This window comes from Streptomyces glaucus (genome assembly GCF_039533365.1).
In the GTDB taxonomy this organism is placed as follows: domain Bacteria; phylum Actinomycetota; class Actinomycetes; order Streptomycetales; family Streptomycetaceae; genus Streptomyces; species Streptomyces glaucus.
On the sequence record NZ_BAAATK010000016.1, the window covers coordinates 106,633 to 131,498 of the forward strand.

Sequence of the window (24,866 nt, forward strand, 5' to 3'; positions counted from 1 at the left end):
CGCACCGGCCCCTCACCGGGCCCGGCGGTTACGGCGAGTGACGGCGCGGACCGGTGCGGGCCGGACGCCGCCGGGGGCGCGCCGCCGTCGAGGAGTCCGAGGGAGCGCGGCCGCGCGTCGGGGCGCGCGAGCCGCAGCGGGTGCGCGCGAGCCGCAGCGGGTGCGCGCGCCCGCCCGGCGACCCGGCGCGCCCGCCCCCTGGGCGGTCAGGCCGCCCTGTCCAGGACCGGCAGGTAGCCGCCCGACTGGCCGGCCGCGGTGGGGTGGTACGACTCGCCGACGTTCAGCCAGTTGACGCTGTGCAGCCACGAGCTGCCGGAGCAGATCTCGTGCCCGGCGAAGGTGGTGCGCACGTCGCCGAACGTGAAGCCGTGCCGGGCGGCGCGCTGGGCGATCGCGGTGTTCAGATGGTCGGACGCGTCGTTGATCGCCTTCCGCTTGGTCTCGGAGAGACCGAGGCAGGACGCGCCGAGCTGGTAGAAGCGCGGGTAGCCGAGGACGACGACGCGGGCGTTGGGCGCCTTGGAGCGGATCGCCGAGTAGACGTTGTCGAGCCGTCCGGGCAGCGTCGAGTCGACGTACGCCCGGGCGGTGGAGATGCGCGACAGGCAGGTGCTGTCGGACTGGAGCACACAGGTCGTCATGACGTCGGCGAATCCTGCGTCGTTGCCGCCGACGCTGAGGGAGACCAGGCTCGTCGCGGTGCTGAGCGGACCGAGCTGACCGGCGAGGACATCACCCGTTCGGGCGCCGGAACACGCGGTGAAGTCGAACGACGAGGGCGCGTGGGCGGCGGCCCACAGATAGGGGTGGGCCCTCGTGCTGCGCTTGCAGTCGCCGCTGGAGCCGATGTAGCCGCCCGCGCCCACTCCGGAGGAGTAGGAGTCTCCGAGCGCCACGTAGCCGCCCGCCGCGGCGGACTGGGACGCCTGCGCCGTCGTGGCGCCGGCCAGAGCGGTGGCGGCGGCCAGAAGGAGCGAGCCGAGGAAGCCGGTAAGCCGGGAACGTCTCATGGAACCTCCCTTGAGCAGGATCTCTGCCACAACCGTCGTAGCAGCTACGCGTGTTGACAGGAAGTGTCCATGCCAAGACTTTTCCGTCCGTTCCCGGATCCGCACAGGCGCCGACCGTTGTTTTTATTACGTGTTCATGACAGATCCGTTGACGGGTGCTCAACTCTCTTCTGCCCGGCGCGCGGATGGACGACTCTTTACTGCGGCCCGGAGCGGAACGCGACGCCCCGGCCGTGTGCGCGATCCCGCGCGTACCCCCACTTCACGCGCGCCCCACCCAGACGCGCGTCGCCCGGAGGAGGACTCCCCCGCAATGGCACACCAGCGGAGCAACAGAATCCGTCTCGCCGCGATAGCCGGCCTGGCCACCGCCGCCCTCACGGGCGCCCTCACCGCCCTCCCCGCCCACGCCGCCCCGGCCGAGGGCACGGTGCTCGCCGCCGGCTCCCCCACGGCGGTCAAGGACAGCTACATCGTCACGCTCAAGAAGAGCGCCGGCCTCAAGGCCTCCTCGGCGACCGGCAAGAACCTCGTCAAGAGCTACGGCGGCACGGTGCGGAAGACGTTCGGCGCGGCGCTGAACGGCTACACCGCCACCCTCTCCGCCACCGAGGCCGAGCGGCTGGCCGCCGACCCCGCCGTGGCCTCCGTCGAGCAGGACCAGCGCGTGCAGCTCGCGGACACCACGCAGTCCAACGCCCCCTGGGGCCTGGACCGCGTCGACCAGACCTCCCTGCCGCTCTCCGGCACCTACACCTACCCGGACAGCGCGGGCAGCGGCGTGACGGCGTACGTCATCGACACCGGTGTGCGCATCACCCACCAGCAGATCAGCGGCCGGGCCTCCTACGGCTACGACGCCGTCGACGGCGACACCACCGCCTCCGACGGCAACGGCCACGGCACCCACGTGGCCACGACGATCGCGGGCTCGACCTACGGCGTCGCCAAGAAGGCGAAGATCGTGGCGGTCCGGGTGCTGAACAACAGCGGGTCGGGCACCACGGCCGGCGTGATCGCGGGCATCGACTGGGTGACCGCGAACCACTCGGGCCCCTCGGTGGCCAACCTGTCGCTCGGCGGCGGCGTGTCCACGACGCTGGACACGGCGGTCCGCAACTCCATCGCCAGCGGCGTGACCTACGCGGTCGCCGCCGGCAACAGCAACACCACCGCTTCCTCCTCCTCCCCGGCCCGGGTCGCCGAGGCGATCACCGTCGGCGCCACCACCAGCACCGACGCCAGGGCCAGCTACTCCAACTACGGCTCGGTCCTGGACATCTTCGCGCCGGGCTCCTCGATCACGGCCGGCTGGCACACCAGCGACACCGCGACCAGCACCATCTCCGGCACCTCGATGGCGACCCCGCACGTCGCCGGAGCGGCCGCCGTCTACCTGGCGAACCACGCCTCGGCCACCCCGGCACAGGTCGCCTCGGCCCTGGTGAGCGGCGCGACCACCGGCAAGGTCACCAGCGCGGGCACCGGCTCGCCCAACCGGCTGCTGAAGATCGTGCCGTGACCCCGCGAGCACACAGATCCTGAACCCGTGCCCCGGAGGTCACTTGCGCCTCCGGGGCACGGTCGTGCGGGGGGCGCACGGCGACCGGCGCGTGCTTCCAGGGCATCTTGACGCCCTCCCCGGGGCTGCGACAGATTGAAGCCCGGCATCCGGCGCTTCGGGGGGCAAAGGTTTCCATGCAGGCCATACGCGTCAAGTCGGCCGCAAGGAGCCCGCGATTCCGGAGGAACCGGTTCCGGAGGGGCAGACCGGTGAAAACCTGATGCCTCTTTCCAAGCCTTGTCATACTGCTTCAATCGTCAATATCGTCATACATCTCACCCGCACCGGTCGTCAGTCAGCGGCTCTGGGGAGGGCTCAAGGACCGCGACGGCCCGGGCGGGGCGCGGTAGGGGGGTGCCGTGCTCGGTGACCACAACTGTGACCGAGTCGTGCCGCGCGGTCGGCTGCCGTTTTCCGCAGCCGGCCTGCTTTGCCAGCTCACCCGGCAGAGACGCAACTGCGTCCCGTCGTGCCCAGGGTGAGAACAACCCCCCTTTCGAACCGGACACGAAGCCGGGCCGCCCGGGGGCGGGCGGCCCACCGGACGAGAGGGATCCAGACTCATGAGCTCAGTTCTGCGCCCGGCGAGTACGGGCCACGACCCGTCCACCGCCGGCGCCTACCGGCCCGTCTCCTCGCACCTGGCCATCGCGCCGCCGGTGAGCGTGGTGATCCCCGCCATGAACGAGGCGGAGAACCTTCCGTACGTCTTCAAGACGCTGCCCGACTGGATCCACGAGGTCGTCCTCGTGGACGGCAACTCCACCGACAACACCGTCGAGGTCGCCCGGGAGCTGTGGCCGGACGTCAAGGTCGTCGAGCAGCGCGGCAAGGGCAAGGGGGACGCGCTGATCACCGGTTTCCAGGCGTGCACCGGTGACATCATCGTGATGGTCGACGCGGACGGCTCCGCCGACGGCCAGGAGATCGTCAGCTACGTCTCCGCCCTGGTCTCGGGCGCGGACTTCGCCAAGGGCTCCCGCTTCGCCAACGGCGGCGGCACCGACGACATGACCTTCATCCGCAGGCTCGGCAACCGCGTCCTGTGCGCGGTCGTCAACCGCAAGTTCGGCGCCCGCTACACCGACCTCTGCTACGGCTACAACGCGTTCTGGCGGCACTGCCTGGACAAGATCGACCTCGACTGCACCGGCTTCGAGGTGGAGACCCTGATGAACATCCGGGTCGTCAAGGCCGGGCTGAGGGTGCAGGAGATCCCCAGCCACGAATACCTGCGCATCCACGGCACCAGCAACCTGCGGGCCGTGCGGGACGGACTGCGGGTGCTCAGAGTGATCCTCCAGGAGCGTTCCAACCGCCGCGCCCTGCGCAGCCGTTCGCGCACCCACTCCCCCCTGCTCGACACGGTCCGGGGGAAGGTGTCTTGAGCGGTCCGGACATCTCCGTCGTGATCTGCGTCTACACCGAGGACCGCTGGGAGGACATCCTCGCCGCGGTCTCCTCGGTGCGGGCGCAGTCCCGCCCGGCTCTGGAGACGCTGCTGGTCGTCGACCACAACGAGCCGCTGCGGGACCGCCTGACCCGGCAGTACAAGGACGCCGGGGACGTACGGGTGCTCGCCAACGCCGGTCCCCGCGGCCTGTCCGCCGGCCGCAACACCGGCATCGCCGCCTCGCGCGGCGAGGTCGTCGCCTTCCTCGACGACGACGCCGTGGCCGAGCGGGACTGGCTGAAGCACTTCGCCGAGGGGTACGCGGACCCGCGCGTCATGGCGGTGGGCGGGCGTACGGTGCCGATCTGGGCGTCGGGACGCCGGCCCGCCTGGTTCCCCGAGGAGTTCGACTGGGTGGTGGGCTGCACGTACCGCGGCCTGCCGCCCGGCCGGGTGCGCGTGCGCAACGTACTCGGCGGGAACGCCTCGTTCCGGCGCAGCGCGTTCGACGCGGCGGGCGGCTTCGCCACCGGCATCGGACGCGACGGCGACAAGCGCCCGCTGGGCTGCGAGGAGACCGAGCTGTGCATCCGGCTCAGCCGGGTACGGCCCGACGCGGTGCTGCTCATCGACGACCGGGCGGTGATCCACCACCGGGTGCCCGAGGCGCGCGAGCGCTTCGGCTACTTCCGCACCCGCACCTACGCCGAGGGCCTGTCGAAGGCGCTGGTGGCGCGCAGTGTCGGCGTCGGCAAGGGGCTCGAGTCCGAACGGCGGTACACCACGCGCGTCCTGCCGGCCGGAGTGGCGCGCGGCCTGCGGGACGCCCTGCTGGCCCGGCCCGGCGGCGCGGGCCGGGCGGGCGCGATCGTCGCCGGGGTGGTCGCGGCGGCGGGCGGGTACCTGGTGGGCAGCGTCCGGGCGCGCCGCGGCGGCGCCGCGTTCTCGGTGGCGCCGCTCGGGACGGGGCGTCCGGGGCGGACGCACGGGGCGGCGCCGGGGAGCGCGCATGGCTGACGCGCCCGTGCCGATCCTCATGTACCACGCGGTCGCGGCCGACCCGAACGAGGCCACCCGCGCCCTGTCGGTGACCCCGGAGGCGTTCGCCGAGCAGATGGCGGTCCTCGCGGACCGCGGCCGCACGCCCGTCAGCACGGCCGAGCTCGCGGCCCGCTGGCGCTCCGGCCGCCCGCTGCCGCCCCGGCCGGTGCTGATCACCTTCGACGACGGCTACGAGGGCGTGCACCGGCACGCCCTGCCCGTGCTCGCCAAGCACGGCTTCCCGGCCACGCTGTTCGTCTCGACCGGCTGGCTGCGGGGCCCCTACGACACCGGGGGCGGCCTGGACACCATGCTCGACTGGGACCAGGTCCGCGAACTGGCCGGCGCGGGCGTCGAGATCGGCGGACACAGCCACACCCACCCGCAGCTCGACCAGCTCGACGACGGCCGGCTGCGCTCCGAGCTGATCCTGTGCAAGGAGATCGTCTCGGACCAGCTGGGCACCGTGCCGGCCTCGTTCGCCTACCCGTACGGCTACTCCAGCCGCCGGGTGCGGCAGGCGGTGCGCGAGACGGGGTACGCGCAGGCGCTCGCCGTCGGCAACGACCTGGCCCGCCGCAGCCAGGGGCCGTACGCCCTGCGCCGGGTCACCGTGCGCCGCAGCACGGGCGCGGAGGAGTTCGGGCGGCTGGTCGAGGGCCGGGCGATCGCCCGCACCTTCGCCCGGGACCGCGTCCTGACCAAGGGCTACGCCGTGGTCCGCAGGGCCCGCCAGGCCCGCGGGCACCTCCTGCGCTCCCGTGCCTGACCCGGCCCGGGCGCCGCGCGCACCACGGAAAACGGGTGCGGGCGGCGCCGGCGTGCCGGATCATGGCGGCATGTCCGCGAACCCACACGACGCCCTGCCGGTCCGGCTCACCGTCGACGACTCCGACTCCCCGTCCGACGTCGTCGACGCGCTGTTCCTCGGCCGCTTCGCGACGGGCGAGCAGCCGTACTCGCACGCGGCGAACATCGACCGCGTACGGGCCGGGGCGACCCTGCTGCCGTCCGGCGCCCGCGTGCTGCGCGCCGCCCGCGACGACGACCGCAGCGCGACGCTCGCGGAGGGCGACGGCTGGACGCTGCTGGTCTCCCGCTGGAACCGGGGCGCCGACGTCACGGTGACGGCGACCAGCGCCGAGCTGGCCGAGAAGGTCCTCGGCGAGGCGACGGACGGCGCGGCGGACGAGCCGGAGCCGCAGCCGGAGAACGTCACCATGGGCTTCTGGTACGTCTCGCCGCGCCGCGGCCCGCACCGCACGACCCGGCAGATCGCGGCGGGCACCTGGGACGAGGTGCGGGCCAACTACACCGCGCCGGTCGCGGACGCGCTGGACCGCCTGATGAAGACCACCCCCGAGGACATCGCGGGCCGGCTGCTCCTGCTGCACGGCCCGCCCGGCACCGGCAAGACCTCGGCGCTCAGGACGCTCGCCCGGTCCTGGCGGGACTGGTGCCAGGTGGACTGCGTCCTCGACCCCGAGCGGCTCTTCTCCGACGTCGGCTATCTGATGGACATCGCCATCGGCGAGGAGGACCCCACCGGCAAGGGCCGCTGGCGGCTGCTGCTGCTGGAGGACTGCGACGAGCTGATCCGCGGCGAGGCCAAGCACACCGCCGGCCAGGCGCTGTCGCGGCTGCTGAACCTGACGGACGGCCTGCTGGGGCAGGGCCGCAACGTCCTGGTCGGCGTGACCACCAACGAGGACCTGGAGCGCCTCCACCCGGCCGTGGTCCGCCCCGGCCGCTGCCTGGCCCGTATCGAGGTCGGGCCGCTCACCCGCCGGGAGGCGGTGGACTGGCTGGGCCGCGAGGAGGGCGTCGGCCGCGGGGGCGCGACCCTGGCGGAACTGTACGCGCTGCGCCGCGGCACGTCGCCGGCCGCGCTGCCGGAGCCGCGGGGCGGGGCGGAGGCGGGACTGTACCTGTAGGAGCGCTCCGGCAGTGCTTCGACGGGGGTGCGGCCCGTTCGCCGGGACGTCCGGGCGGCCGTACGGCAACCGGCGGGAAGCGCGGTACCCGGGCGGCACGGCGGTGGCCGGCGCGGCGGCCTTCGCGGGCCTGGCGCGGGCGGCGGGGACGGGGGCGCCCCGGACGCCGGACACGCCCCCTCCGCCGGCCTGCCGGGCTCCTGCTACCCCTCGTACGCCGCCCGCAGGGCGTCCCGTACGGCGGTGAGCGCCGCGTCCTGCCCGAGCCCGAGCCGGCGGGCCCGCTCGGCGTAGGCCTGCGCGGCCGCCGCCAGCTCGCGCTCCGCGGCCGTGCCGGCGGCGGCCACGAACGTGCCGTGCCGGCCCCGCGTCTCGATCACCCCGTCGGCCTCCAGCGCCCGGTAGGCCTTGGCGACCGTGTTCGCGGCAAGCCCCAGCGACTCGGCCAGTCCGCGCACGGTCGGCAGCCGGTACCCCACCGGCAGCGCCCCCGACCGCGCCTGTTCGGATATCTGCGCCCGCAGCTGCTCGTACGGCGCGGTGCCGCCGCCGTCGATGTGGATCTTCAAGGTCACAGGCCGATTGTCCCGCACCGGCCCGAAAATCGGAGGCACCCGGGGCGCACTCCCGCGTACCGTGCGCCTCCATGACCGTGATCGTGCGCGCCCACCGCGGCCGGGGCCTGGCCGGGCTCGTCGAGAACGACTCCCTGCACCGCGCCCGCGCCGCCGGGTACACGGAGGCGTTCACGGGCAACGACACCGGCACCGGGCCGATGATCGCGGTCAGCGGGCGGCTGGGGTACGAGATCTGCGCGACGGAGGTGCGGTATGTCCGTGAACTCGGCTGACCGGGCACGGTTCCTGGAGGTCGTCCTCGTCAAGAGAGGCCGTACGAAGATCCGTTATCCGGCCGAGCTGCTGGCCGACGACGGCGCCCGCGTCACCGTCCGCGCCCCCTGGGCCGGCGACGCGGTCCGCGACTTCGGCTTCGTCCGCTTCGAGGCCGGCGACGTCTTCACGGAGCACTACTGGCGCGACCGGTGGTACGCCGTGAAGGAGGTCCGCGCCGCCACCGGCGCCGTCAAGGGCTGGTACTGCGACATCACCCGCCCGGCCGCGCTCCTGGGCACCGAGCTGGTCGTCGAGGACCTCGACCTGGACCTGTGGCGCTCCGCGGACGGCGCGGACGTACGGCGGCTGGACGAGGACGAGTTCGCCGCAAGCGGTCTCGCGCGGACGGATCCCGCCGCGGCGGCCGCCGCGGCGGCGGCGCTCGACGAGCTGGAGGCGCTGGCCCGCGGCGACGGTTTCGCCGCGCTGCTGGCCTGAGGTCCGCTCCGCCGTGTCGTCGCCCCACCGCCGCCGCGTACCGCTCGGCCGGCACGAGCCGCCCTCCCGGCCCGGGGCAGCCGTCCCGGCGGAACCGGGGCGACGAGGAACTCCCGCGAAACGGGTCTACCTCTGTGAGAACGCGGAACCCGGTGATCCCGAAGGAGGCAGCCATGCGCCGTGTGACCGTCCGCAAGCCCCTGAAGAAGACGGACGCCCGCCGGGTCCGCGAGGAGGCCGACGAGCGCCCCGCCGGACGTCCGGAGGTCCGCGAGGACATCGCCCGCACCTGGTGGCCGGACGGCTGACCGGGCCGGGGCGCGGTCGCCGGACGTACCGGCACGGCCGCACGCGGTGACGGAGGCGGCCGCGGCGCCGGCCGGATCTCCTCCTCACCCCACCGCGAACGGCGGCCGTCCGACCGCGCGCGGGCGGCTGCCTGAGCCCAGGCTGAGCGCTCCCTTAACGCGACCATAAGGATCTCCTCCCGCCGCCCTCGGCAGGCGATTTCACGGTTCTCCGGGGCTAGTTTGCTGATCGCCCCCCACGGGTTCCGGTCTTTCCACGGGTTTCGGCCCACGCGATCCAGCGACCGCTTCGAGGAGTTCCCCATGCCCGCACACCGCAAGGCCGCCGCCGTCGCAGCCGCCGTCGGCGCCGTCCCGCTCGCCCTCACCGCGCTGGCCGCGCCCGCGTCCGCGCACGGATCGATGGGCGACCCGGTCAGCCGGGTCTCGCAGTGCTACGCCGAGGGGCCGGAGAGCCCGGCGTCGGCCGCGTGCCGGGCGGCGGTCGCGGCCGGCGGCACCCAGGCGCTCTACGACTGGAACGGCATCCGCATCGGGGACGCGAACGGGCGGCACCGGGAGCTGATCCCGGACGGGAAGCTGTGCAGCGCGGGCAACGAGGAGTTCAAGGGGCTCGACCTGGCCCGCGCCGACTGGCCCGCGACGGAGGTGCGCAGCGGCTCGTACACCTTCGAGTACCGCGTCACCGCCCCGCACAAGGGCACCTTCACGGTCTATCTGACCAAGCCCGGCTACGACCCGTCCCGGCCGCTGGGCTGGGGCGACCTGGACCTGGCCGACCCGGTGGCGACCGTCACCGACCCGGTCGCCGCGGGCGGCTCCTACAGGTTCTCCGGCACGCTCCCCGAGCGCTCCGGCAGGCACGTGCTGTACGCGGTCTGGCAGCGCTCGGACAGCCCGGAGGCGTTCTACTCCTGCTCGGACGTGACGTTCGGCGGCAGTGGCGCCGCGGGCGGCGGCTCCGCCCCGGCCCCGACGGCCTCCGCCCCCTCCGAGGAGCAGATCGAGGCCGGTACCGGCAAGTCGACGATCGAGCACGACGGCCACGGCGACGACGACGCCCGCACGACGACCGATCCGACGGCACCCGCGGCCCGCACGGGCGGTTCCGCGACCGGCACCGGCACCGGCACCGACGACGGCACCGGCACCGGCGGGGCGTCGGCCGCCCCGGCGGACGGCTCCGCCCCGAACCAGCCGAAGGCGGCCGGTGCCGCGGCGCGCCTCGCCGAGACCGGCGGTGACGGCGGCACCCCGTACCTCGCCGCCGGCGGCGCCGCCGCCCTGGCGCTCGGTGCGGCGGCGCTGTTCGCCTCGGTGCGCCGGCGCGCGGCGGGCGGCGGCCGGCACGCCCGCTGAACGATGCGCCCGGGCCGGTCCGGCGGCTCGGGCCGGACGGGCCCCGGAGCGCCGTCGCTTCCCGGCGGAAACCCGGCCGGGGACGGTGACCGGGTGCCCGGCGGGCGGGCGGCCGGCCACGTCACGCGGGCCCCGCGCCGCGCGGCAGCCGCCCGCGCGCGGGTCCCCACCACGCGCAAGTCCCCACCATGCGCGGGTCCCGCCCCGTGCGCGGGGGCGGGACGCGCGTCCGGTCCGCGGGTCAGCCGATCCGGGTGCCCGTCGCGGACAGCGCCTCCGTCACCGGCTGGAAGAAGGTCTCCCCGCCCGAGGCGCAGTCGCCGCTGCCGCCGGAGGTGAGGCCGACGGCGTCGTCGCCGGAGAAGAGGGGGCCGCCGCTGTCGCCCGGTTCGGCGCAGACGTCGGTCCGGATGAGGCCGCTCACGATGTCGCCGTTGCCGTAGTTCACGGTGGCGTCCAGCCCGGTGACCGTGCCGGAGCGCACCCCGGTGGTGGAGCCGCTGCGGGTCACCCGCATCCCGACGGCGGCCTCGGCCGCGCCGGTGATCGCCTGCGCGGAGCCGTCGTGGAGGTTCACCTCGCTCGGGTGGTCCACGTCGGCGGTGTACCTGACCAGGCCGTAGTCGTCGCCCGGGAAGCTGGACGTCTCGGTCCGGCCGATGACGTCGCCGTCGGAGTCCGACCAGATGGCGGCGGACCGCGTGCAGTGACCGGCGGTCAGGAAGTACGGCTCGCCGTCCCTGACCACGTTGAAGCCGAGCGAGCAGCGCCCGCCGCCCCCGGTGATGGCGTCACCGCCCGCGATGAAGGGCTTGAACTCCCCCTCGGTGCGCTTGAGTTCGGCCGTGGCGCCGAGGCCGTCGACGATCTCGGCCAGCTTGGCCCACTCCGCCGCGGAGACCGTGCGGTCGGCGGTGACGACGACCTTGTTGGCGGTCGGGTCGGTCACCCAGGAGGTGCCCGGAACGGTGGCGTCCCGCCGCAGGGCGGTACGGGCGTTCCTCAGGTCGGCGAGGGAGTTCCCGACGAGTCTGGGCCGGGCCCCCGCCTCCTCGACGGTCCGGGCGGCGGTCTCGTCGAGCACGTTGACGACGAGCTTTCCCGCCGCCGCGTCGTAGTACGTGCCCGCCGCGGCGGCGCCGAGGTCCTCGGTGAGCTTCGAGGCGAGCTTCGAGGCCGCCGTGGCCGACAGGGTCCCGGGCGCGGGGGCCTCGGGGACTTCGCTCGCGTTCGCGGTTCGGAAGGTGACTTCCGCGGCGAGCAGCGCGGCGATGCCCGTGCCCGCCACGACCGCCCGCCGCCCGGGTGTGCGCCGGTGCTTCAACTCACGTCCTCCTGTGGGGGGTCGGTCCGGGAAGAGGGTGGGAACCCTATGGACCGGAAGGCGTCCGGACACGGGGCGGCATGCGACGGAGGTCGCGGGAACGCCGCGTCCGTGCCGGCCGGACGGCATCCACTGTTCCGGGGCTGGCGGGGAGCGCACAAGGTCGACTCCGGGACGCGCGTGGAGTGCGTACGGGGCGCGGCGCACGCGCCCCGCATTCCGGCCGCGCCCGGTCGCGTCGGGCGGATGCGCGCTGCGCGTATCACGGGCGGGCGGTCCGCGGGCGCTCCGTGCGATCCGTCCCTGGCCGGATTCGCTCCCTGCGGGGGCCGTGTCCGGGCGGGGGGCAGGAGACGGCCGGTGCCTCCGGAGCCGAGTCGGGTGCCCCGGGTGCTCCTGGCGGTGGCGCCCCGCCTCCGGACGAGGTCGAGCCCCCGCACGCATCCGCGTGCGGGGGCTCGACCGCTGTCGGCCGCCGGCCGGAACGCCCGGTGGGCACGGCGTATCCGGCCGGCTGGTGAACCTGGGACCCGGTGGGCCTAGTAGATGCTGACGCCGTAGGCGCTCAGGGCCTCCGTGACGGGCTGGAAGAAGGTCGTGCCGCCGGAGGTGCAGTTGCCGCTGCCGCCGGAGGTCAGACCGTACGCCACGCCGTTGCTGCCGTAGAGCGAGCCGCCGGAGTCGCCGGGCTCGGCGCAGACCGTGGTCTGGATCAGGCCGGAGACGACGTCGCCGCCGCCGTAGTTGACGGTCGCGTTGAGCGCGGTGACCCGGCCGCTGTGGGTGCCGGTGGTGGAGCCGTCGCGGATGACGGTGGTGCCCACGCTCGGCGTGGCGGCGCGGGTGATGTCCACGCCGTTGGCGGTGCCGGGCCGGCTGACGGACCCGCTGTAGCGCACGATGCCGTAGTCGTTGCCCGGGAAGCTGGAGCCGGCGGTGGAGCCGATGACCGTGGTGCGGGCGGAGTTGGAGTACCAGGTGCTCGAGCCGGCGGTGCAGTGACCGGCCGTCAGGAAGTACTGGGTGCCGTTGCTGGCCTGGACGTTGAAGCCGAGGGAGCAGCGCCCGCTGCTCGAGTAGATCGCGTCGCCGCCCTGGATCAGCTTGTTGAACTTGCCGGGGGTGCGCTTGATGGTGAGCGCGTCGGCGTTCGCCCCGGCCTGGCGCTTGATCTTCGCGATCTCGGCCTTGGAGACCGTGCTGTCCACGGTGACCAGGACGCGGTTGGTCTTGCTGTCGACGGCCCAGGCGGTGCCCGGGATGTCGGCCTTCAGCACCGACCCGCTGGCGCTCTTGAGCTCGGCGGAGCTGAAGGTGGTGGGTGTGTCGGACGCGTTCGCGCTGGGGACCGCGATCGCTGCTGCGGCCACGAGGCCGGTGGAGACGGCGATCAGCCGAGTCCGTCTCGTGATACCGCTGCGGGGGGTGGTGCGCTTGATCCTCACTTTTCGTTCCTCCACAGGGGAAGTCGGGGGCCCTCGTGGGGTTGTGGGCCCGTGAGGCGCAGTCGGAGGGCCCGGTCGTCCGGATTCCGGACAAGCCGTGCCCCTGACAAGCGCTGTGGGGGAGTATTCGGCTGCGGCGCCGACGGACGCAAGGGCGCCTTTCGGCCGTCAATCTTTGAGCCACCTGTGCGAATTGTCCATCGTTCGGGTGAAAACCGGCGCAGATTGCCTCAGAGCAGCGTGCGTTCCCCTGCCTCGACGGCGACGTCCAGCGTGTTCCCCGGTGGTGGGAACGGGCAGAGGAAGTGGTCGGCGAACGCGCACGGCGGCAGCAGGGCGCGGTTGAAGTCGACCGTCGTACGGCCCGCGGCGTCCGGCGCGGCGGGCCGCAGGAACCGGAAGCGGTAACTGCTGCTTCCGCTGGTGGCGTCGGCGAACACGGCCCACAGCGAGCCGTCGTCCTCGACGCCCACCCGGAGCACGCGTTCCCGCCCGGCCAGGGGGAAGACCAGCTCGCCGGCGAGCCCGAGCCCGCGCTCCCGCCCGTCCGCGTTGGGCACGCGCACGGTGCGGCCGGTGCCGTACGGGACGAAGCGGCCCGGCACCGACCAGCGCGGGTCGTACGGCGTGGCGTCGATGCCGCGGAACGCCCGCCGGGCCCGGGCGTCCGGGTCGAAGTCGCGCACGCCCCTGGCGCCTTCGCGGACCAGCACGGCCAGCCGCCGCTCGCCGTACGCCACCCGCGCCCCGCTCGCCGGTCCCGGATCGGCCGCGAGTCTCAGCTCACCGGCGAAGGGGCGGCCGTCCACGGTCAGGCCGTCCGCTCCGGCCGCCGCCAGCAGCACCGCGTCGCCGTCGGCCGTCCAGGTTCCGGGGATGCCCGGAAGTCGGCCGTCCGGATGGTCCTCCAGCCAGTACGTGCCGGTCAGCGCGAGCGGCCCGTGGGGCGCCGACACCGTCGTCACGCGGTCCTCGTGCCACTGCCGCCACGCGTCGGACGCGTCCGTCATGGGATCGGTTCCTCTCTTCCGGTTCCTGCGGTCTTCCGGCCCCCGCGACTCCCCCGGTCCGCCCGGCCCCCGCGGCCCTCCGGCTCCCCCGGCGCGCGGCCCGGGACGGAGGTGCCCGGTGAGCGGCTTCCGGCCGCCGGACCCGCCCGCCGTCATGACGTTCCCCCGGTCACGACGCAGCGGTCGGCGGGCCGGGCCAGGCCCAGGTGGTCCCGGAGCGTGCCGCCCGGGTAGAAGGTGCGGAACAGGCCCCGGTGCTGCAGCAGGGCCACGGTGCCGTTGACGAGCCGCTCCAGGTCACGGTGCGGCTCCGCCGGGACGATGTGGAAGCCGTCGACCACGCCCCGCCGGTGCCAGTCGGCGATCAGCTCCGCGAGGTCGACGGGGCCGCCGCGGTACAGCGGCCCCCGCGGGGTGGGCCGGGGGCCGCCCCCGCCGTGCCCCGGCTCGGCCGCGTGCTCGCCGCCGCCGAGGTCCACGACGAGGCTCGCGAGGATCCGCAGCCCGTCGGGGTCGCGTCCGGACCGGGCGGCGTCGGCGCGCAGTCCGGCCCGTACGGAGTCGGCGTGCGCGAGGCTCACGGCCCGGACCAGGGCCACGTCGGCGTACCGGGCCGCGACCCGCCGGGCGGGTTCCTCGGTGGCGTCGGCCACCCGCACGGGACGGCCCCGCGAGGGCCGCGGCGCGGTCGAGAAGTCCTCGGCCGGGAAGGCGGAGCCGACGTGGTCCGGCTCGTCCCGGCCGGCGGCCGCGTCCCGGACCCGGGCGCCGTCCTCCCGGCCGTCCCGCGGCCCGGCCGCGGCGCCGGTGTCCTCGTCCGCCTCCCGCCCCGGCGCCCGTGCGGGTCCGCCGCCGGGGTCGAGGAGGCGGGCCTCGTCCTCGGTGGCGGACGCCTCGATCCGCCAGCCGGCCCGGCCGCGGCCGATCCGGTCCAGGGCCGCGGCGGCCGCCCGGACGTGACAGGGCCCGGTGTGCGTGAGGGGGACGGTGGGCACCAGGCCGACCCGGTGCGTGGCGGACGCCGCCCGGGCCAGGGCGGTGAGCGCGTCGGGACCGGGCCGGGCGCAGCCGTCGTCGAGCGTGACGAAGTCGAGCGCGCCCCGTTCGGCGAGCCGGACCGGCTCGACGGGGGAGCCGGCGTCGTGCGCCGGCCGCCGGCCGACGGCGGCGGCCAGGTGCAGCAGCGCCCGGCCGGGCGAGGAGGTCATCGGGGGAAACCTTTCCGTGTTCAGAGCACCTTGGAGAGGAACGCCCGCGTCCGGTCGTGCCGCGGGCGGTCCAGTACGTCACCGGGGGCGCCCTGCTCGACGATCCGCCCGTCGTCCATGAACACCACCGTGTCGGCGACCTCGCGGGCGAACCCGATCTCGTGGGTGACGACGATCATGGTGGTGCCCCGGGCGGCCAGGTCCCTGATGACGTCGAGGACCTCGCCGACCAGCTCGGGGTCGAGCGCGGAGGTCGGTTCGTCGAAGAGCAGCAGCTTCGGTTCCAGGGCGAGCGCCCGCGCGATGGCCACCCGCTGCTGCTGGCCCCCGGACAGCTGCCGGGGGTAGGCGCCGGCCTTGTCGGCGAGCCCCACCCGGTCGAGCAGCAGGCGCGCGTGCTCCGCGGCCTGCTTCCGGGGCCGCTTCAGCACGGACACCGGCGCCTCGGTGATGTTGTCCAGCACCGTGAGGTGCGGGAAGAGATTGAAGTTCTGGAAGACGAAGCCGATCCGGGTGCGCTGCCTGAGCACCTCGCGCTCGCGCAGCTCGTGCAGCCTGTCCCCGGAGCGCCGGTAGCCGACCAGCGCGCCGTCCACGGTGATCGCGCCGCGGTCCACCTTCTCCAGGTGGTTGACGGCGCGCAGCAGTGTCGACTTGCCGGAGCCGGAGGGCCCGAGGATCACGGTGACCTCGCCGGTGCGCACGGTGAGGTCGACGCCCTTGAGGACGTCGAGGGAGCCGAAGCTCTTGTGGACGGATCGGATGTCGACCATGACGCTCATCGCGGGAGTCCCCTGGTGGTGGTTGCGTGGTGGTTGCTTCGCGGTCCGCAGCCGCGCGGCGGACCGGCCGTGCGGCGGCCGTGCTACGCGGCCGTCCTGCGGGCCGTCTCCCGCAGCAGCAGCAGCGCGGCCCGCGCGGTGGCGTCGTTCTGCCGGAACGCCGGTCCGCCGGTGCGCGGCCGGGTGAACGCGCCGGAGCCGCGCGCGTCGGTGTGCGGGCCGAGCGCGAACCGCCGCGGGTGCGGCCGCCCGGCCCGGTCCAGGACGCGCCCGTCGGCGGGGTCGACGGCCAGCAGCCCGTCGGGGGTCACGGCGGCCCCGTCGGCGTGCAGCTCCCGCAGCAGCGCGTCCCGGGTCCGCTCGACGGTGGGGTGCGGCAGCCGCGCCTCGACCAGCGCCCGGGCCTCGACGCGGGCGCCGGGCACGGTGGCGCCGGACGCCCGGAACACCCCGTGCTCGGCGGTGACGGTCATGTCGGCGCCGAGAAACCGCAGCACCCCCGCCCGGGACAGCGCTAGCATCTGCCGCAGCCGGGGACCGGGCGGCCCGGAGGCGAGGTAGCTGAAGAAGCCGTGCCACCAGGGGCCGACGTCCCCGAGCCGGACCAGCTGGCCGTAGACGGAGAGCAGGGCGAGGAAGACGGCGAGGTCGGGACTGTGCCGCGGGTCGTGCCGCCGCCGCAGGTCGTGCTCGATGTAGGCCCGCATCCCCTCCTGGAGCTCCTCGTGGGAGCCGTACCGCACCCCGGCCAGCGGGCGGTCGAGGGCGGCCGGGTCGAAGCGGTCGGCGGGATCGGGCACGGCGGACTCGACCAGGGCCGCGCGCTCGGCCGGGCCGGCGGCGGCGTACTTCTCCTCGAAGGTGCTCCAGGCGATGCGCGTCCGCCGCGGGTGGGCCGTGAACAGGCGGTGGTAGTGGGCGAAGCCCAGCTCCTTCGCCACCAGCGGCCACACGTCCCGCCGGAAGTCGAAACCCCCGGGCCGGGCGAGCAGCGCCTCCACCTCGGCCGGCCCGAGGAACCGGGGCAGCGGCGGCCGTTCGCCGTCGAGGCCGTAGCCGATCTTCGAGTGGTACGGCACCCCGCGCCGGGAGCCGACGTACAGCACCGGCTCCCGCCCCGACGGGACGTAGGTGTCCCCGTCGTGGCGCCCGCCGCGGCCCTCCGTCAGCAGCACCATCAGGTCGACGAAGGCGAGCCCGAAGCCGCGCACGAGGACCGGCTCGCCGGGCCGCAGCCCGGACAGGTCGGTGTCGGCTGTGAAGTCCGGCGGGATGTGCACCAGGCCGTGCTCACGGGCGTACCGGGCCAGTTCCCGCTGCTCGTCGTCGGGTTCCGCGTCGAGATGGCCGAGCGTGAGCACCACGGCGTCGGCGAGGAGCGGGCGCGGGCGGCCCTCCAGCCACACCCGCTGGCGGCCCTCGCGGGGTCCGTCGACCCGCAGGGCCCGCCGCGGGTGGTGGTGGACGGTGACGTCCGGGGGCAGGGCGGCCACGGCGCGGTCGTACACCCAGCGCAGGTAGGCGCCCTGCAGCCGCCGGCCGGCGAAGGCGGAGCCGTCGATGCCGGCCCACTCGTGCAGGGTGGGGCCCGGGCGCACGGGGCCGGCCAGGTCCACCGTCTCGTCGGTGAACATCGTGATGTCCTCGGCGTGCGAGTTCATCCACAGCAGCGGCGACTGCGCCGTGCGCCAGATGCGGCCGGGGCCCGGCGGGTAGGGGTCGACGAGGTGGATGTCCAGGCCCGGACCGGCGTACAGCTCGGGCGCGTTGGCGGCGATGCGCTCCAGCAGGCCGGTCCCCCGCGGCCCGGCGCCGACGATCACCAGGGACCGTCCGGTCATCGGGTGCGCTCCGTGCCGCGGGCGTAGTGCCTCTCGACGTAGAACTGGCCGGCGCCGAGCACCGAGGTGACCACGGTGTACCAGACGGTCGCCACCATCAGCAGGGGGATGACCTGGTAGGTGCGGTGGTAGACGAGCTGCGTCGAGTACAGCAGGTCCTGCACCGCGATGACGCTGACGATGGAGGTGCCCTTGAGGGTGCCGATCAGCATGTTCCCGGCCGGCGGCACGATGGAGCGCATCGCCTGCGGCAGCACGATCCGCCACCAGCGGCGCCGGCGGCTCAGGCCGAGCGCCTGCGCGGCCTCGATCTGCCCGCGGTCCACGGAGAGGACGCCGCCGCGCACCACCTCGGCGGCGTACGCGGCCTCGTGCAGGGTCAGGCCGATGACCGCGACGGCGACCGGGCCGAGCAGGTCGACGGTCCTGACGCCGAGGATGTGCGGGTACAGCGCACCGATGTTGAACCACAGCAGCAGCTGCACCAGGATCGGGATCGAGCGGAACAGCCAGACGTATCCCCAGCTGACGCTCCGCAGCACGGGGTTGGCGGACAGCCGGGCCGCCGCGAGCAGGGTGCCCAGGGCGAAGCCCAGCACCATCACCACCGCGGTCAGCCAGAGCGTGAGCCACAGGCCGCGCAGCACGGAGGCCGAGGTGAAGTAGTCGGCGACGACACCCCACTGGAACGCCTCGTTGCGCAGTACGGAGGTGACGGCGAGGGCGAGCAGGACGAGGACGGCGGCGGCGGCCGTCCACTGGCCGTAGCGGCGCCGGGGGACGATCCGCGGGGAGTCCGCCTTCCGCGGTATCTCCGGTGCGGCGGCCTGGGCGAGGGTGTCGGAGGGCATGTGAAGGCTCCGTGACGTCGGGTCGGTCGGACACGGCGGGTGCCTTCACACGGGACGGCGCCGTACGGCGCCGGCGCGGCCGAGCCCCTCAGCAGGGCCGCCCTTCGAGACTACGGGGGCGTTTCCGCCCGCTGTCAAGGCTGTCCGCACTGTGAGCCGTACATCTCAACTCGGTTGACGCGGAACCGGATGCCTGTTGCACTTGGCCCATGCATCCGCAGCAGTGGCTGGTCACGCGCTCCCACATCGACTTCGGTCGCGTGTGGTCCTCTTCCTGTTGAGCTGACCCCCTGCGCGCCCCGACGCCCTGATCCGGGCGGGGCGCCCCCGGCGTTTCTCCCGTCACCTTTCTCCTTTCTCCGCCTTCACACGCGCACCCCTCCCCTCGCGCCTGCCTTCCTCCCTGCTTCCAGGAGACCGCCCTCCCATGCGTACGCCCACGCACGCCCGCTCTCGCCACTTCGTCCCCTTCGCCCTGATCACCTCGGCCTCGCTGCTGCTCACCGCGTGCGGCTCGGGCACCGGCGACGCGGCGGACACGGCGGCCGGGGCCGACGCGATCCCCACCGCGGACGTCGTCTCCGGCATCCGCAAGGACGAGGCCGCCGCCCGGCTGCTGCCCCCCGGCACCACCGCCCTCACCGTCGCCGTCAGCATCAGCGGCACCCCGCCCGGCACCGCCTACCTGGCCGACGGCAAGACCCTGACCGGCCAGGACGTGGACTTCGTCCGGGCCGTGGCCAAGGTGCTCGGCATCCGGCTGAAGACCGGGACGGCCTCCTTCGAGGCGATCCTGCCGGCCCTGGACAGCGGCAAGTACGACGTCGGGGCCAGCAACTTCGGCGTGACCGACGAGCGGCGCAGGACCATCGACTTCGTCACCTACGTCAACGACGGCCAGGGCTTCGCCGCCCGCGAGGACAGCGAGCTGTCCGAGGTCACCGACCTGAAGCAGCTGTGCGGCCTGAACGTGGCGACCGGCGCGGGCACCACCTTCGAGGCCACGCTGGAGGAGAACCGGCACGTGTGCGGGGACGCCGGCGAGAAGGAGTACCGGGTGCAGACGTACAACGAGAACGGTGCGCTCTGGTCCTCCCTCCGGCAGGGCCGCAGCGATGTGGTGATGTCCACCATCAACGGCCTGCGCTACGCCGTCGCCCACCAGCCGGGCCTGAAGTTCCTCAACGAGTTCCACCGTCTGGACGTCGGTTTCGCCTTCAAGAAGGGATCGAAGCTGACCCCCGCCTTCCGGGCGGCGGTGAACGAACTCATCGCCGACGGGACGTACGACAGGATCCTCAAGAAGTGGGGGACGACGGCCTCGGCGATCGACGAGTCGCGGATCTCGCCCCCAGAGCTCAAGGACTGACACCCCGTCGACGGGGGCCGCGGCGACGGCCCGGCCACCGCGACCCCGGCGGCGGGGACACCGGTCCCGGTACGCGAACGGGTCCGCCGGCCGTCCGGCCCGGCGGACCCGTACCGGCTTCCCGGCCCCCCACGGCGTCCAGGGGCGCGCGGCTCCTCGGCGAGCTGCCCGGCGAGCGCCTCCGCGCCGGGCGCGCCCCGTCCCCCGCCGGCGTCACGGCCCGGCGTCCCGGCCGGCACGGGCCCCGCGTCCTCGCCGGGGCGGGCTCCCGGAGGCGGCCCGGCGCACGCCGCGCCTCTCACCGTACGTGACGGACCGGGCGCGCCTCCCTCCCCGCGGGCACGGCCCCGCCGCGGTGCCGCGCCCCTCCCCGGGCCCCGCGGTCATTTTCCTGAGTCCGCGTCAGGACGCGGCGGAACACTCCGGCGTGGCCCGTCGTGACGCGGACGGACCGGCCGTGAACCGACCGGGCCGGCGGTCGCGCCGGCCGCTCCGTTCACCCGTACGCTCCGCCCGTCACCCGGACGCCGAGAGAAATCGTATTTCACTCACAGTCAGCAGCCGTTTGTGCAACGACCCTTGGGAAACACGGACTCTCGACGGATTGGTCGTGCACCAGTACCGTCACAAACCCCCCGCGCGGCGTCTATCTACTTGGCGCACCGTCCGCATCATGGATGACCATAGGGATGCGGAAAGCACGAAAGACCGCTGTGAGAGGAGGCGTCCATGGGATCGGTACGCAAGGCAAGTGCCTGGCTTGGCCTCGTCGACGACAACGAAGACGAGCGTTACTACGACGACGACTACTCCGACGGGACCGAGCCCGGGGATGCCTGGGTCACCGATCCGCGGGTCAAGGTGGCCTCGGACGTCGCCGAGGAGAGAGGCCGCCGCATCGGCACGGTCACCCCGGACAGTTTCCGGGACGCGCGCGCCATCGGCGAACTCTTCCGGGAGGGGGTCCCGGTCATCATGAACCTCACGGCCATGGAGCCCGCCGACGCCAAGCGCGTGGTCGACTTCGCGGCCGGGCTGATCTTCGGCCTGCGCGGTTCCATCGAGCGCGTGTCCACCCGCGTGTTCCTGCTGAGCCCGGCCGACACGGAGATCGTCAGCGGGGAACCGGCCGCGCACCGCACGGACGGCTTCTTCAACCAGAGCTGAGGCAGGGCCGCTCACCGGCCCCGCCCCCGGCGGGCCCGCTACCGGAAAGCGTCGATTCCGGTGAGCGCCTTGCCCAGCACCAGCTGGTGCATTTCGACGGTGCCCTCGTAGGTGAGCACCGATTCGAGGTTGGTCGCGTGCCGCATCACGGGATATTCGAGCGAGATTCCGTTGGCACCGAGGACGGTCCGGGCCGTACGGCAGATGTCGATGGCCTCCCGGACGTTGTTCAGCTTGCCGAAGCTGACCTGCTCGGGACGCAGGCGGCCGGCGTCCATACGCCGCCCCAGATGGTGGGCGAGCAGAATCCCCTTGTGCAGTTCGACCGCCATGTCGGCGAGTTTGGCCTGCGTCAGCTGGAAACCCCCGATGGGCCGCCCGAACTGCTGCCGCGACCTCGCGTAGTCGACGGCGGCCTCGAAGCAGCTCCGCGCCGCGCCCATGGCGCCCCAGACGATCCCGTACCGGGCGTGGGTGAGACAGCTGAGCGGCCCGCGCAGCCCGGTCGCTCCCGGCAGCACCGCGTCGGCGGGCAGCCGTACGCCGTCGAGCACCAGCTCGCTGGTGACGGAGGCCCGCAGCGACCACTTGTGCTTGATCTCCGGCGCGGAGAACCCGGCGCTGTCGGCCGGCACGACGAACCCGCGGATCCCCTCGTCGGTCCGCGCCCACACCACGGCGACCCCGGCGACGGACCCGTTGGTGATCCACATCTTGCGTCCGTCGAGGACCCAGTCGGAGCCGTCGCGCTTGGCGTACGTCCGCATGGAGGCGGGGTCGGAGCCGTGGTCGGGCTCGGTCAGCCCGAAGCAGCCGATCACCTCGCCGGCGGCCATGCGCGGCAGCCACGTCCGCTTCTGCTCCTCGCTGCCGAACCGGTGGATGGCGTACATGGCGAGCGAGCCCTGCACGGAGACCAGGGAGCGGATCCCGGAGTCGGCGGCCTCCAGTTCCAGGCAGGCCAGCCCGTACTGGACGGCGGTGGCCCCGGCGCAGCCGTATCCGCTCAGCGGCATCCCGAGCGCGCCGAGCGCGCCGAGTTCGCGGGCGAGCTCCCGCACACCGGGCAGCTCCCCCTTCTCGTACCACTCGGCGACATGGGGCAGCACCCGGTCCGCGGCCCAGGCGCGCACGGTGTCCCGGATCGCGAGGTCCTCCGGCTCCAGCAGGTCGTCGAGGCCGAGCGGGTCGGCGGGGTCGAACGGGGGCGGCTTCGGGGACGCGGACATGGGACACCCTCCGAGGACTAAAACTAGCAACGCTAGTCACGGCTCCGAGCGGGACGTTACGTCGCAGTGTCCCGCACGTCCAGCCCGCCGGGCACGGCGCGCGCCGGGGCCCGGGACGGCGGGGTCACACCGAGACCCGGGACTGTGCGGCGTCCCGCGGCGCGGGCACCGCCACGGCCTGCGCCTCGCAGCTCATCACCCGCGGCAGCCGCAGCGCCATCACCGCGCCGAGCAGCAGCAGCCCGGCGCTGACCAGGAGAGTCACGTGCAGTCCGTGCACGAAGGCGTCCCGCGCGGCCCGGCGCAGGGCCGCCCCGGCCGGTCCGCCGAGGTGTCCGGCCACCTCCAGGGCCTCGCCGAGCGAGTGCCCCGCGGCGGCCGACGCGGACGCCGGCACGCCCGGCACGCCCGCGAGGCCGGGGGCGTAGGCCGCGTTCATCACGCTGCCCAGCAGGGCGATCCCGACGCCGGCGCCCAGCTGGTACGAGGTCTCCCCGATCGCGGCGGCCCCGCCGGCCCGCTCCTGCGGCGCCTCGCTGAGCATCGACTCGTACGCCCCGAAGAGCGTGGTCTCCAGGCCGAAGCCGAGCAGGACGAACCCGCACAGCATCAGCGCGCAGTGGTCCGTCCGGCCCAGCGCCGTCAGCAGCACCACCGCGGCCGCCGTCAGGCAGAAGCCGGAGCACACCATCCGCCGGGGGCCGAACCGCCGCAGCATCCGCGCCCCGGCCAGGCCCGCCGCCATCGCCGCGAGCGTCAGCGGCAGCAGCCGCAGCCCGGTCTCCAGCGGGGACAGCTCCAGCACGAGCTGCAGGTACTGCGCCGCGATCAGCTCCAGGCCGACCAGCGCGAGCATCGCCAGCACGATGCAGCCGACGGCGGTGCTGAACGCGGGCCGGGCGAACATCCCGAGGTCCACCAGCGGATGCCGGCGGCGTCGCTGCCGGCGGACGAACAGCACCAGCAGGGCGGCGCCCGCCAGCAGCGGCAGCACGGTCGCCAAGCCGGCGGCCGGCCCGCCGCCGCCCAGCCGCTTCACGCCGAGCACCACGCCGAACAGCCCGGCCGCCGCCATCAGCGCGCCGGCCACGTCCCAGGGGCCGTCCCCGCTCCCCCGCGACTCGGGCAGCAGCAGCCGCCCCACCGGCAGGCTGACCAGCATCAGCGGAATGTTGACCAGGAAGACCGACCCCCACCAGAAGTGCTCCAGCAGGAAGCCGCCGAGCAGCGGGCCGACCGCCGCGCCGACGGCGGCCACCGCGCTCCAGACGCCGATCGCGACCGCCCGTTCCCGCCGGTCGGGGAAGACCTGCCGCAGGATCGACAGCGTCGCGGGCATGATCATCGCCCCGCCGACGCCGAGCAGCGCCCGCGCCGCGATCAGCGTGCGGGGGCCGTCCGCGAAGGCCGCCAGGCCGGAGGCGACGCCGAAGAGGCCGTAGCCGAGCAGCAGCACCCGTCTGCGGCCCACCCGGTCGCCGAGCGTGCCGAACAGGATCAGCAGCGAGGCGCAGACCAGCGGGTAGGCGTCGACGATCCAGAGCAGTTCCACCGCGCCGGGCCTGAGGTCCTCGGTGACGGCGGGGACCGCCACGTGCAGCACGGTGGCGTCGACGGCGACGAGCAGCAGGCTGACGCAGAGGACGACGAGCACCAGCCAGCGGTTGGCACCGGCCCCGGCCGTCCGGCGGCGCGGCCCGGCGGCAGCCGTGGTCGTCCCGGACATGTACGTACCTCCCAGAAGTTCCCTCGCGCTCGGCGGGCTCGCGGGGCGGGGGATCCCCGCGACTCGGCCGGGAAGGAGCGGCGGTCCCCGGCCCGCGCAACGAACGGCGAGTGACACGCAGAGTACGCGAGTCCGTGCGGGGGTCACGTGGCGGACCTCTCATGGATCCGTGGAAGCCGTGTGGCGTGCGCCACTCCCCCGCCCGGGGCCGGCGGCCCCCGGCGGACCGCCCGGTCCCGGGGCCTCCGGATAATCGGCGGATGACCGATCCTGGAACGCGCACGCCGGGACTGCCGCGCCGGGCCGCCCCGGCGCTCCTGGGGTACGCGGCCGTACGCGCCCTGGGCCTGATCGTCCTGGCCCTGTGGAGCGCCGCGCGCGACAAGAGCGCGTACACGCTGCTGACCGCCCGCTGGGACGCGCTCTGGTACGCCAGGGTCGCCGAACTGGGCTACGGCTACGAGGTGCGCCTGCCCGGCGGGGACGTGCATTCCGACCTCGCGTTCTTCCCCCTGCTGCCCTGGCTGGAGCGGCTCGGCGCGGCGGTGACCCCGCTGTCCTACGCCGACGCCGGCTTCGCCGTCGGCCTGCTCGCCTCGCTCGCCGCGGCGTGCGGGATCTTCGCGGTGGCGGAGCGTCTGTACGGCCGCCGGGCGGGGGTCTGCGCCGTGCTGCTGTGGGCGGTGCTGCCGGTCGGGATCGTGCAGTCGATGGCGTACAGCGAGTCGCTGTTCACCGCGCTGGCCGCCTGGGCGCTGTACGCGGCGCTGACCGGCCGCTGGGTGACGGCGGGCACCCTGGCCCTGCTCGCCGGGCTGACCCGGCCGGTGGGGCTCGCGGTGGTGGCGGCGGTGTGGACGGCCGGCCTCGCGGCACCGGGGCGGGCCGGGGGCGCCGCCTCGTTCGTGCGGAACCGGTGCGACGGGCCCTGCGGCGGCGGCCGCCGCGAGGAACGCGCCCCGCGCGCGGCC

22 protein-coding genes and 1 pseudogene are annotated in these 24,866 nt (G+C 74.4%); 12 read left to right on the forward strand and 11 right to left on the reverse strand.

What is annotated here, in order from left to right:
• Nucleotides 1–206: 206 nt before the first annotated feature.
• Nucleotides 207–1,013 carry an SGNH/GDSL hydrolase family protein gene (locus ABD363_RS14775; RefSeq protein WP_344603434.1) on the reverse strand — a complete coding sequence of 269 codons (807 nt, stop codon included), beginning with the start codon at nt 1,011–1,013 and terminating at the stop codon, nt 207–209.
• A 313-nt stretch (nt 1,014–1,326) separates the two neighbouring features.
• On the opposite strand from ABD363_RS14775, the gene ABD363_RS14780 reads away from it, so the two are divergent.
• The 5 genes from ABD363_RS14780 (at nt 1,327) to ABD363_RS14800 (ending at nt 6,945) form a co-directional block, all read left to right on the forward strand.
• Nucleotides 1,327–2,535, forward strand: coding sequence for a S8 family peptidase (locus tag ABD363_RS14780; protein ID WP_344603436.1), 1,209 nt, complete (start codon nt 1,327–1,329; stop codon nt 2,533–2,535).
• A 605-nt stretch (nt 2,536–3,140) separates the two neighbouring features.
• A complete protein-coding gene (locus ABD363_RS14785; protein ID WP_344603438.1) occupies nt 3,141–3,965 on the forward strand; it encodes a glycosyltransferase family 2 protein in 825 nt (274 codons plus the stop codon).
• Nucleotides 3,962–4,987, forward strand: a complete 1,026-nt coding sequence (locus tag ABD363_RS14790) for a glycosyltransferase family 2 protein (RefSeq protein ID WP_344603440.1) — start codon at nt 3,962–3,964, stop codon at nt 4,985–4,987. Before ABD363_RS14785 ends, ABD363_RS14790 begins: the two co-directional genes overlap by 4 nt.
• The gene (locus ABD363_RS14795) at nt 4,980–5,780 is read left to right on the forward strand and encodes a polysaccharide deacetylase family protein (RefSeq protein WP_344603442.1); all 801 of its coding nucleotides are present in this window, start codon (nt 4,980–4,982) and stop codon (nt 5,778–5,780) included. The genes ABD363_RS14790 and ABD363_RS14795 overlap by 8 nt, the downstream gene beginning before the upstream one ends.
• A gap of 70 nt (nt 5,781–5,850) precedes the next feature.
• Nucleotides 5,851–6,945, forward strand: coding sequence for a DUF5925 domain-containing protein (locus ABD363_RS14800; protein ID WP_344603444.1), 1,095 nt, complete (start codon nt 5,851–5,853; stop codon nt 6,943–6,945).
• A 203-nt stretch (nt 6,946–7,148) separates the two neighbouring features.
• On the opposite strand, the gene ABD363_RS14805 is transcribed toward ABD363_RS14800, so the two are convergent.
• On the reverse strand, nt 7,149–7,520 hold the full coding sequence (locus ABD363_RS14805; protein WP_344603446.1) for a GntR family transcriptional regulator: 372 nt from the start codon (nt 7,518–7,520) through the stop codon (nt 7,149–7,151).
• Nucleotides 7,521–7,591: 71 nt separating this feature from the next.
• Between ABD363_RS14805 and ABD363_RS14810 the strand changes: the two are divergent.
• From ABD363_RS14810 to ABD363_RS14825, 4 genes and pseudogenes are all read left to right on the forward strand, one after another.
• A pseudogene (locus ABD363_RS14810) lies at nt 7,592–7,795 on the forward strand (GNAT family N-acetyltransferase); the annotation flags it as partial.
• Nucleotides 7,776–8,276 (forward strand): ribonuclease FAU-1 family protein, encoded by a 501-nt coding sequence (locus tag ABD363_RS14815; RefSeq protein ID WP_344603448.1) that lies wholly within the window; start codon nt 7,776–7,778, stop codon nt 8,274–8,276. The pseudogene ABD363_RS14810 and the gene ABD363_RS14815, both read left to right, overlap by 20 nt.
• 173 nt (nt 8,277–8,449) lie before the next feature.
• Entirely contained in the window at nt 8,450–8,584 is a 135-nt protein-coding gene (locus ABD363_RS14820; protein WP_344603450.1) for a hypothetical protein, read from the forward strand.
• A 303-nt stretch (nt 8,585–8,887) separates the two neighbouring features.
• A complete protein-coding gene (locus tag ABD363_RS14825) occupies nt 8,888–9,943 on the forward strand; it encodes a lytic polysaccharide monooxygenase auxiliary activity family 9 protein (protein ID WP_344603452.1) in 1,056 nt (351 codons plus the stop codon).
• A gap of 241 nt (nt 9,944–10,184) precedes the next feature.
• Here the strand turns inward: ABD363_RS14825 and ABD363_RS14830 are convergent, their stop codons facing one another.
• From ABD363_RS14830 to ABD363_RS14860, 7 genes are all read right to left on the reverse strand, one after another.
• Nucleotides 10,185–11,267 (reverse strand): S1 family peptidase, encoded by a 1,083-nt coding sequence (locus ABD363_RS14830; protein WP_344603454.1) that lies wholly within the window; start codon nt 11,265–11,267, stop codon nt 10,185–10,187.
• Between the two features lie 539 nt (nt 11,268–11,806).
• Nucleotides 11,807–12,712, reverse strand: coding sequence for a S1 family peptidase (locus ABD363_RS14835; protein WP_344603456.1), 906 nt, complete (start codon nt 12,710–12,712; stop codon nt 11,807–11,809).
• Nucleotides 12,713–12,942: 230 nt separating this feature from the next.
• Complete coding sequence (locus ABD363_RS14840; protein ID WP_344603458.1) at nt 12,943–13,722, reverse strand: DUF1684 domain-containing protein; 780 nt, start codon at nt 13,720–13,722, stop codon at nt 12,943–12,945.
• 152 nt (nt 13,723–13,874) lie between these two features.
• On the reverse strand, nt 13,875–14,930 hold the full coding sequence (locus tag ABD363_RS14845) for an LLM class flavin-dependent oxidoreductase (RefSeq protein ID WP_344603460.1): 1,056 nt from the start codon (nt 14,928–14,930) through the stop codon (nt 13,875–13,877).
• 20 nt (nt 14,931–14,950) lie between these two features.
• Nucleotides 14,951–15,712 (reverse strand): amino acid ABC transporter ATP-binding protein, encoded by a 762-nt coding sequence (locus tag ABD363_RS14850; RefSeq protein WP_344603462.1) that lies wholly within the window; start codon nt 15,710–15,712, stop codon nt 14,951–14,953.
• An 83-nt stretch (nt 15,713–15,795) separates the two neighbouring features.
• The gene (locus ABD363_RS14855) at nt 15,796–17,553 is read right to left on the reverse strand and encodes an FAD/NAD(P)-binding protein (protein WP_344603464.1); all 1,758 of its coding nucleotides are present in this window, start codon (nt 17,551–17,553) and stop codon (nt 15,796–15,798) included.
• Nucleotides 17,550–18,404 (reverse strand): amino acid ABC transporter permease, encoded by an 855-nt coding sequence (locus tag ABD363_RS14860; RefSeq protein ID WP_344603466.1) that lies wholly within the window; start codon nt 18,402–18,404, stop codon nt 17,550–17,552. The genes ABD363_RS14855 and ABD363_RS14860 overlap by 4 nt, the downstream gene beginning before the upstream one ends.
• Nucleotides 18,405–18,831: 427 nt before the next feature.
• Here ABD363_RS14860 and ABD363_RS14865 point away from each other — a divergent pair, with 427 nt between their 5' ends.
• Nucleotides 18,832–19,773: an ABC transporter substrate-binding protein gene (locus tag ABD363_RS14865; protein ID WP_344603468.1), complete on the forward strand. Its 942-nt coding sequence runs from the start codon at nt 18,832–18,834 to the stop codon at nt 19,771–19,773.
• A 729-nt stretch (nt 19,774–20,502) separates the two neighbouring features.
• The gene (locus ABD363_RS14870; RefSeq protein ID WP_344603469.1) at nt 20,503–20,940 is read left to right on the forward strand and encodes a cell division protein SepF; all 438 of its coding nucleotides are present in this window, start codon (nt 20,503–20,505) and stop codon (nt 20,938–20,940) included.
• A 38-nt stretch (nt 20,941–20,978) separates the two neighbouring features.
• Here ABD363_RS14870 and ABD363_RS14875 read toward each other — a convergent pair whose 3' ends face one another.
• Together ABD363_RS14875 and ABD363_RS14880 are read right to left on the reverse strand one after the other, a co-directional pair.
• Nucleotides 20,979–22,169: an acyl-CoA dehydrogenase family protein gene (locus ABD363_RS14875; protein WP_344603471.1), complete on the reverse strand. Its 1,191-nt coding sequence runs from the start codon at nt 22,167–22,169 to the stop codon at nt 20,979–20,981.
• Nucleotides 22,170–22,293: 124 nt separating this feature from the next.
• On the reverse strand, nt 22,294–23,895 hold the full coding sequence (locus tag ABD363_RS14880) for an MFS transporter (protein ID WP_344603473.1): 1,602 nt from the start codon (nt 23,893–23,895) through the stop codon (nt 22,294–22,296).
• Nucleotides 23,896–24,155: 260 nt separating this feature from the next.
• Between ABD363_RS14880 and ABD363_RS14885 the strand changes: the two genes are divergently transcribed.
• Nucleotides 24,156–24,866: mannosyltransferase family protein (locus ABD363_RS14885; RefSeq protein ID WP_344603475.1), on the forward strand; the 711-nt coding region annotated here is incomplete at its 3' end.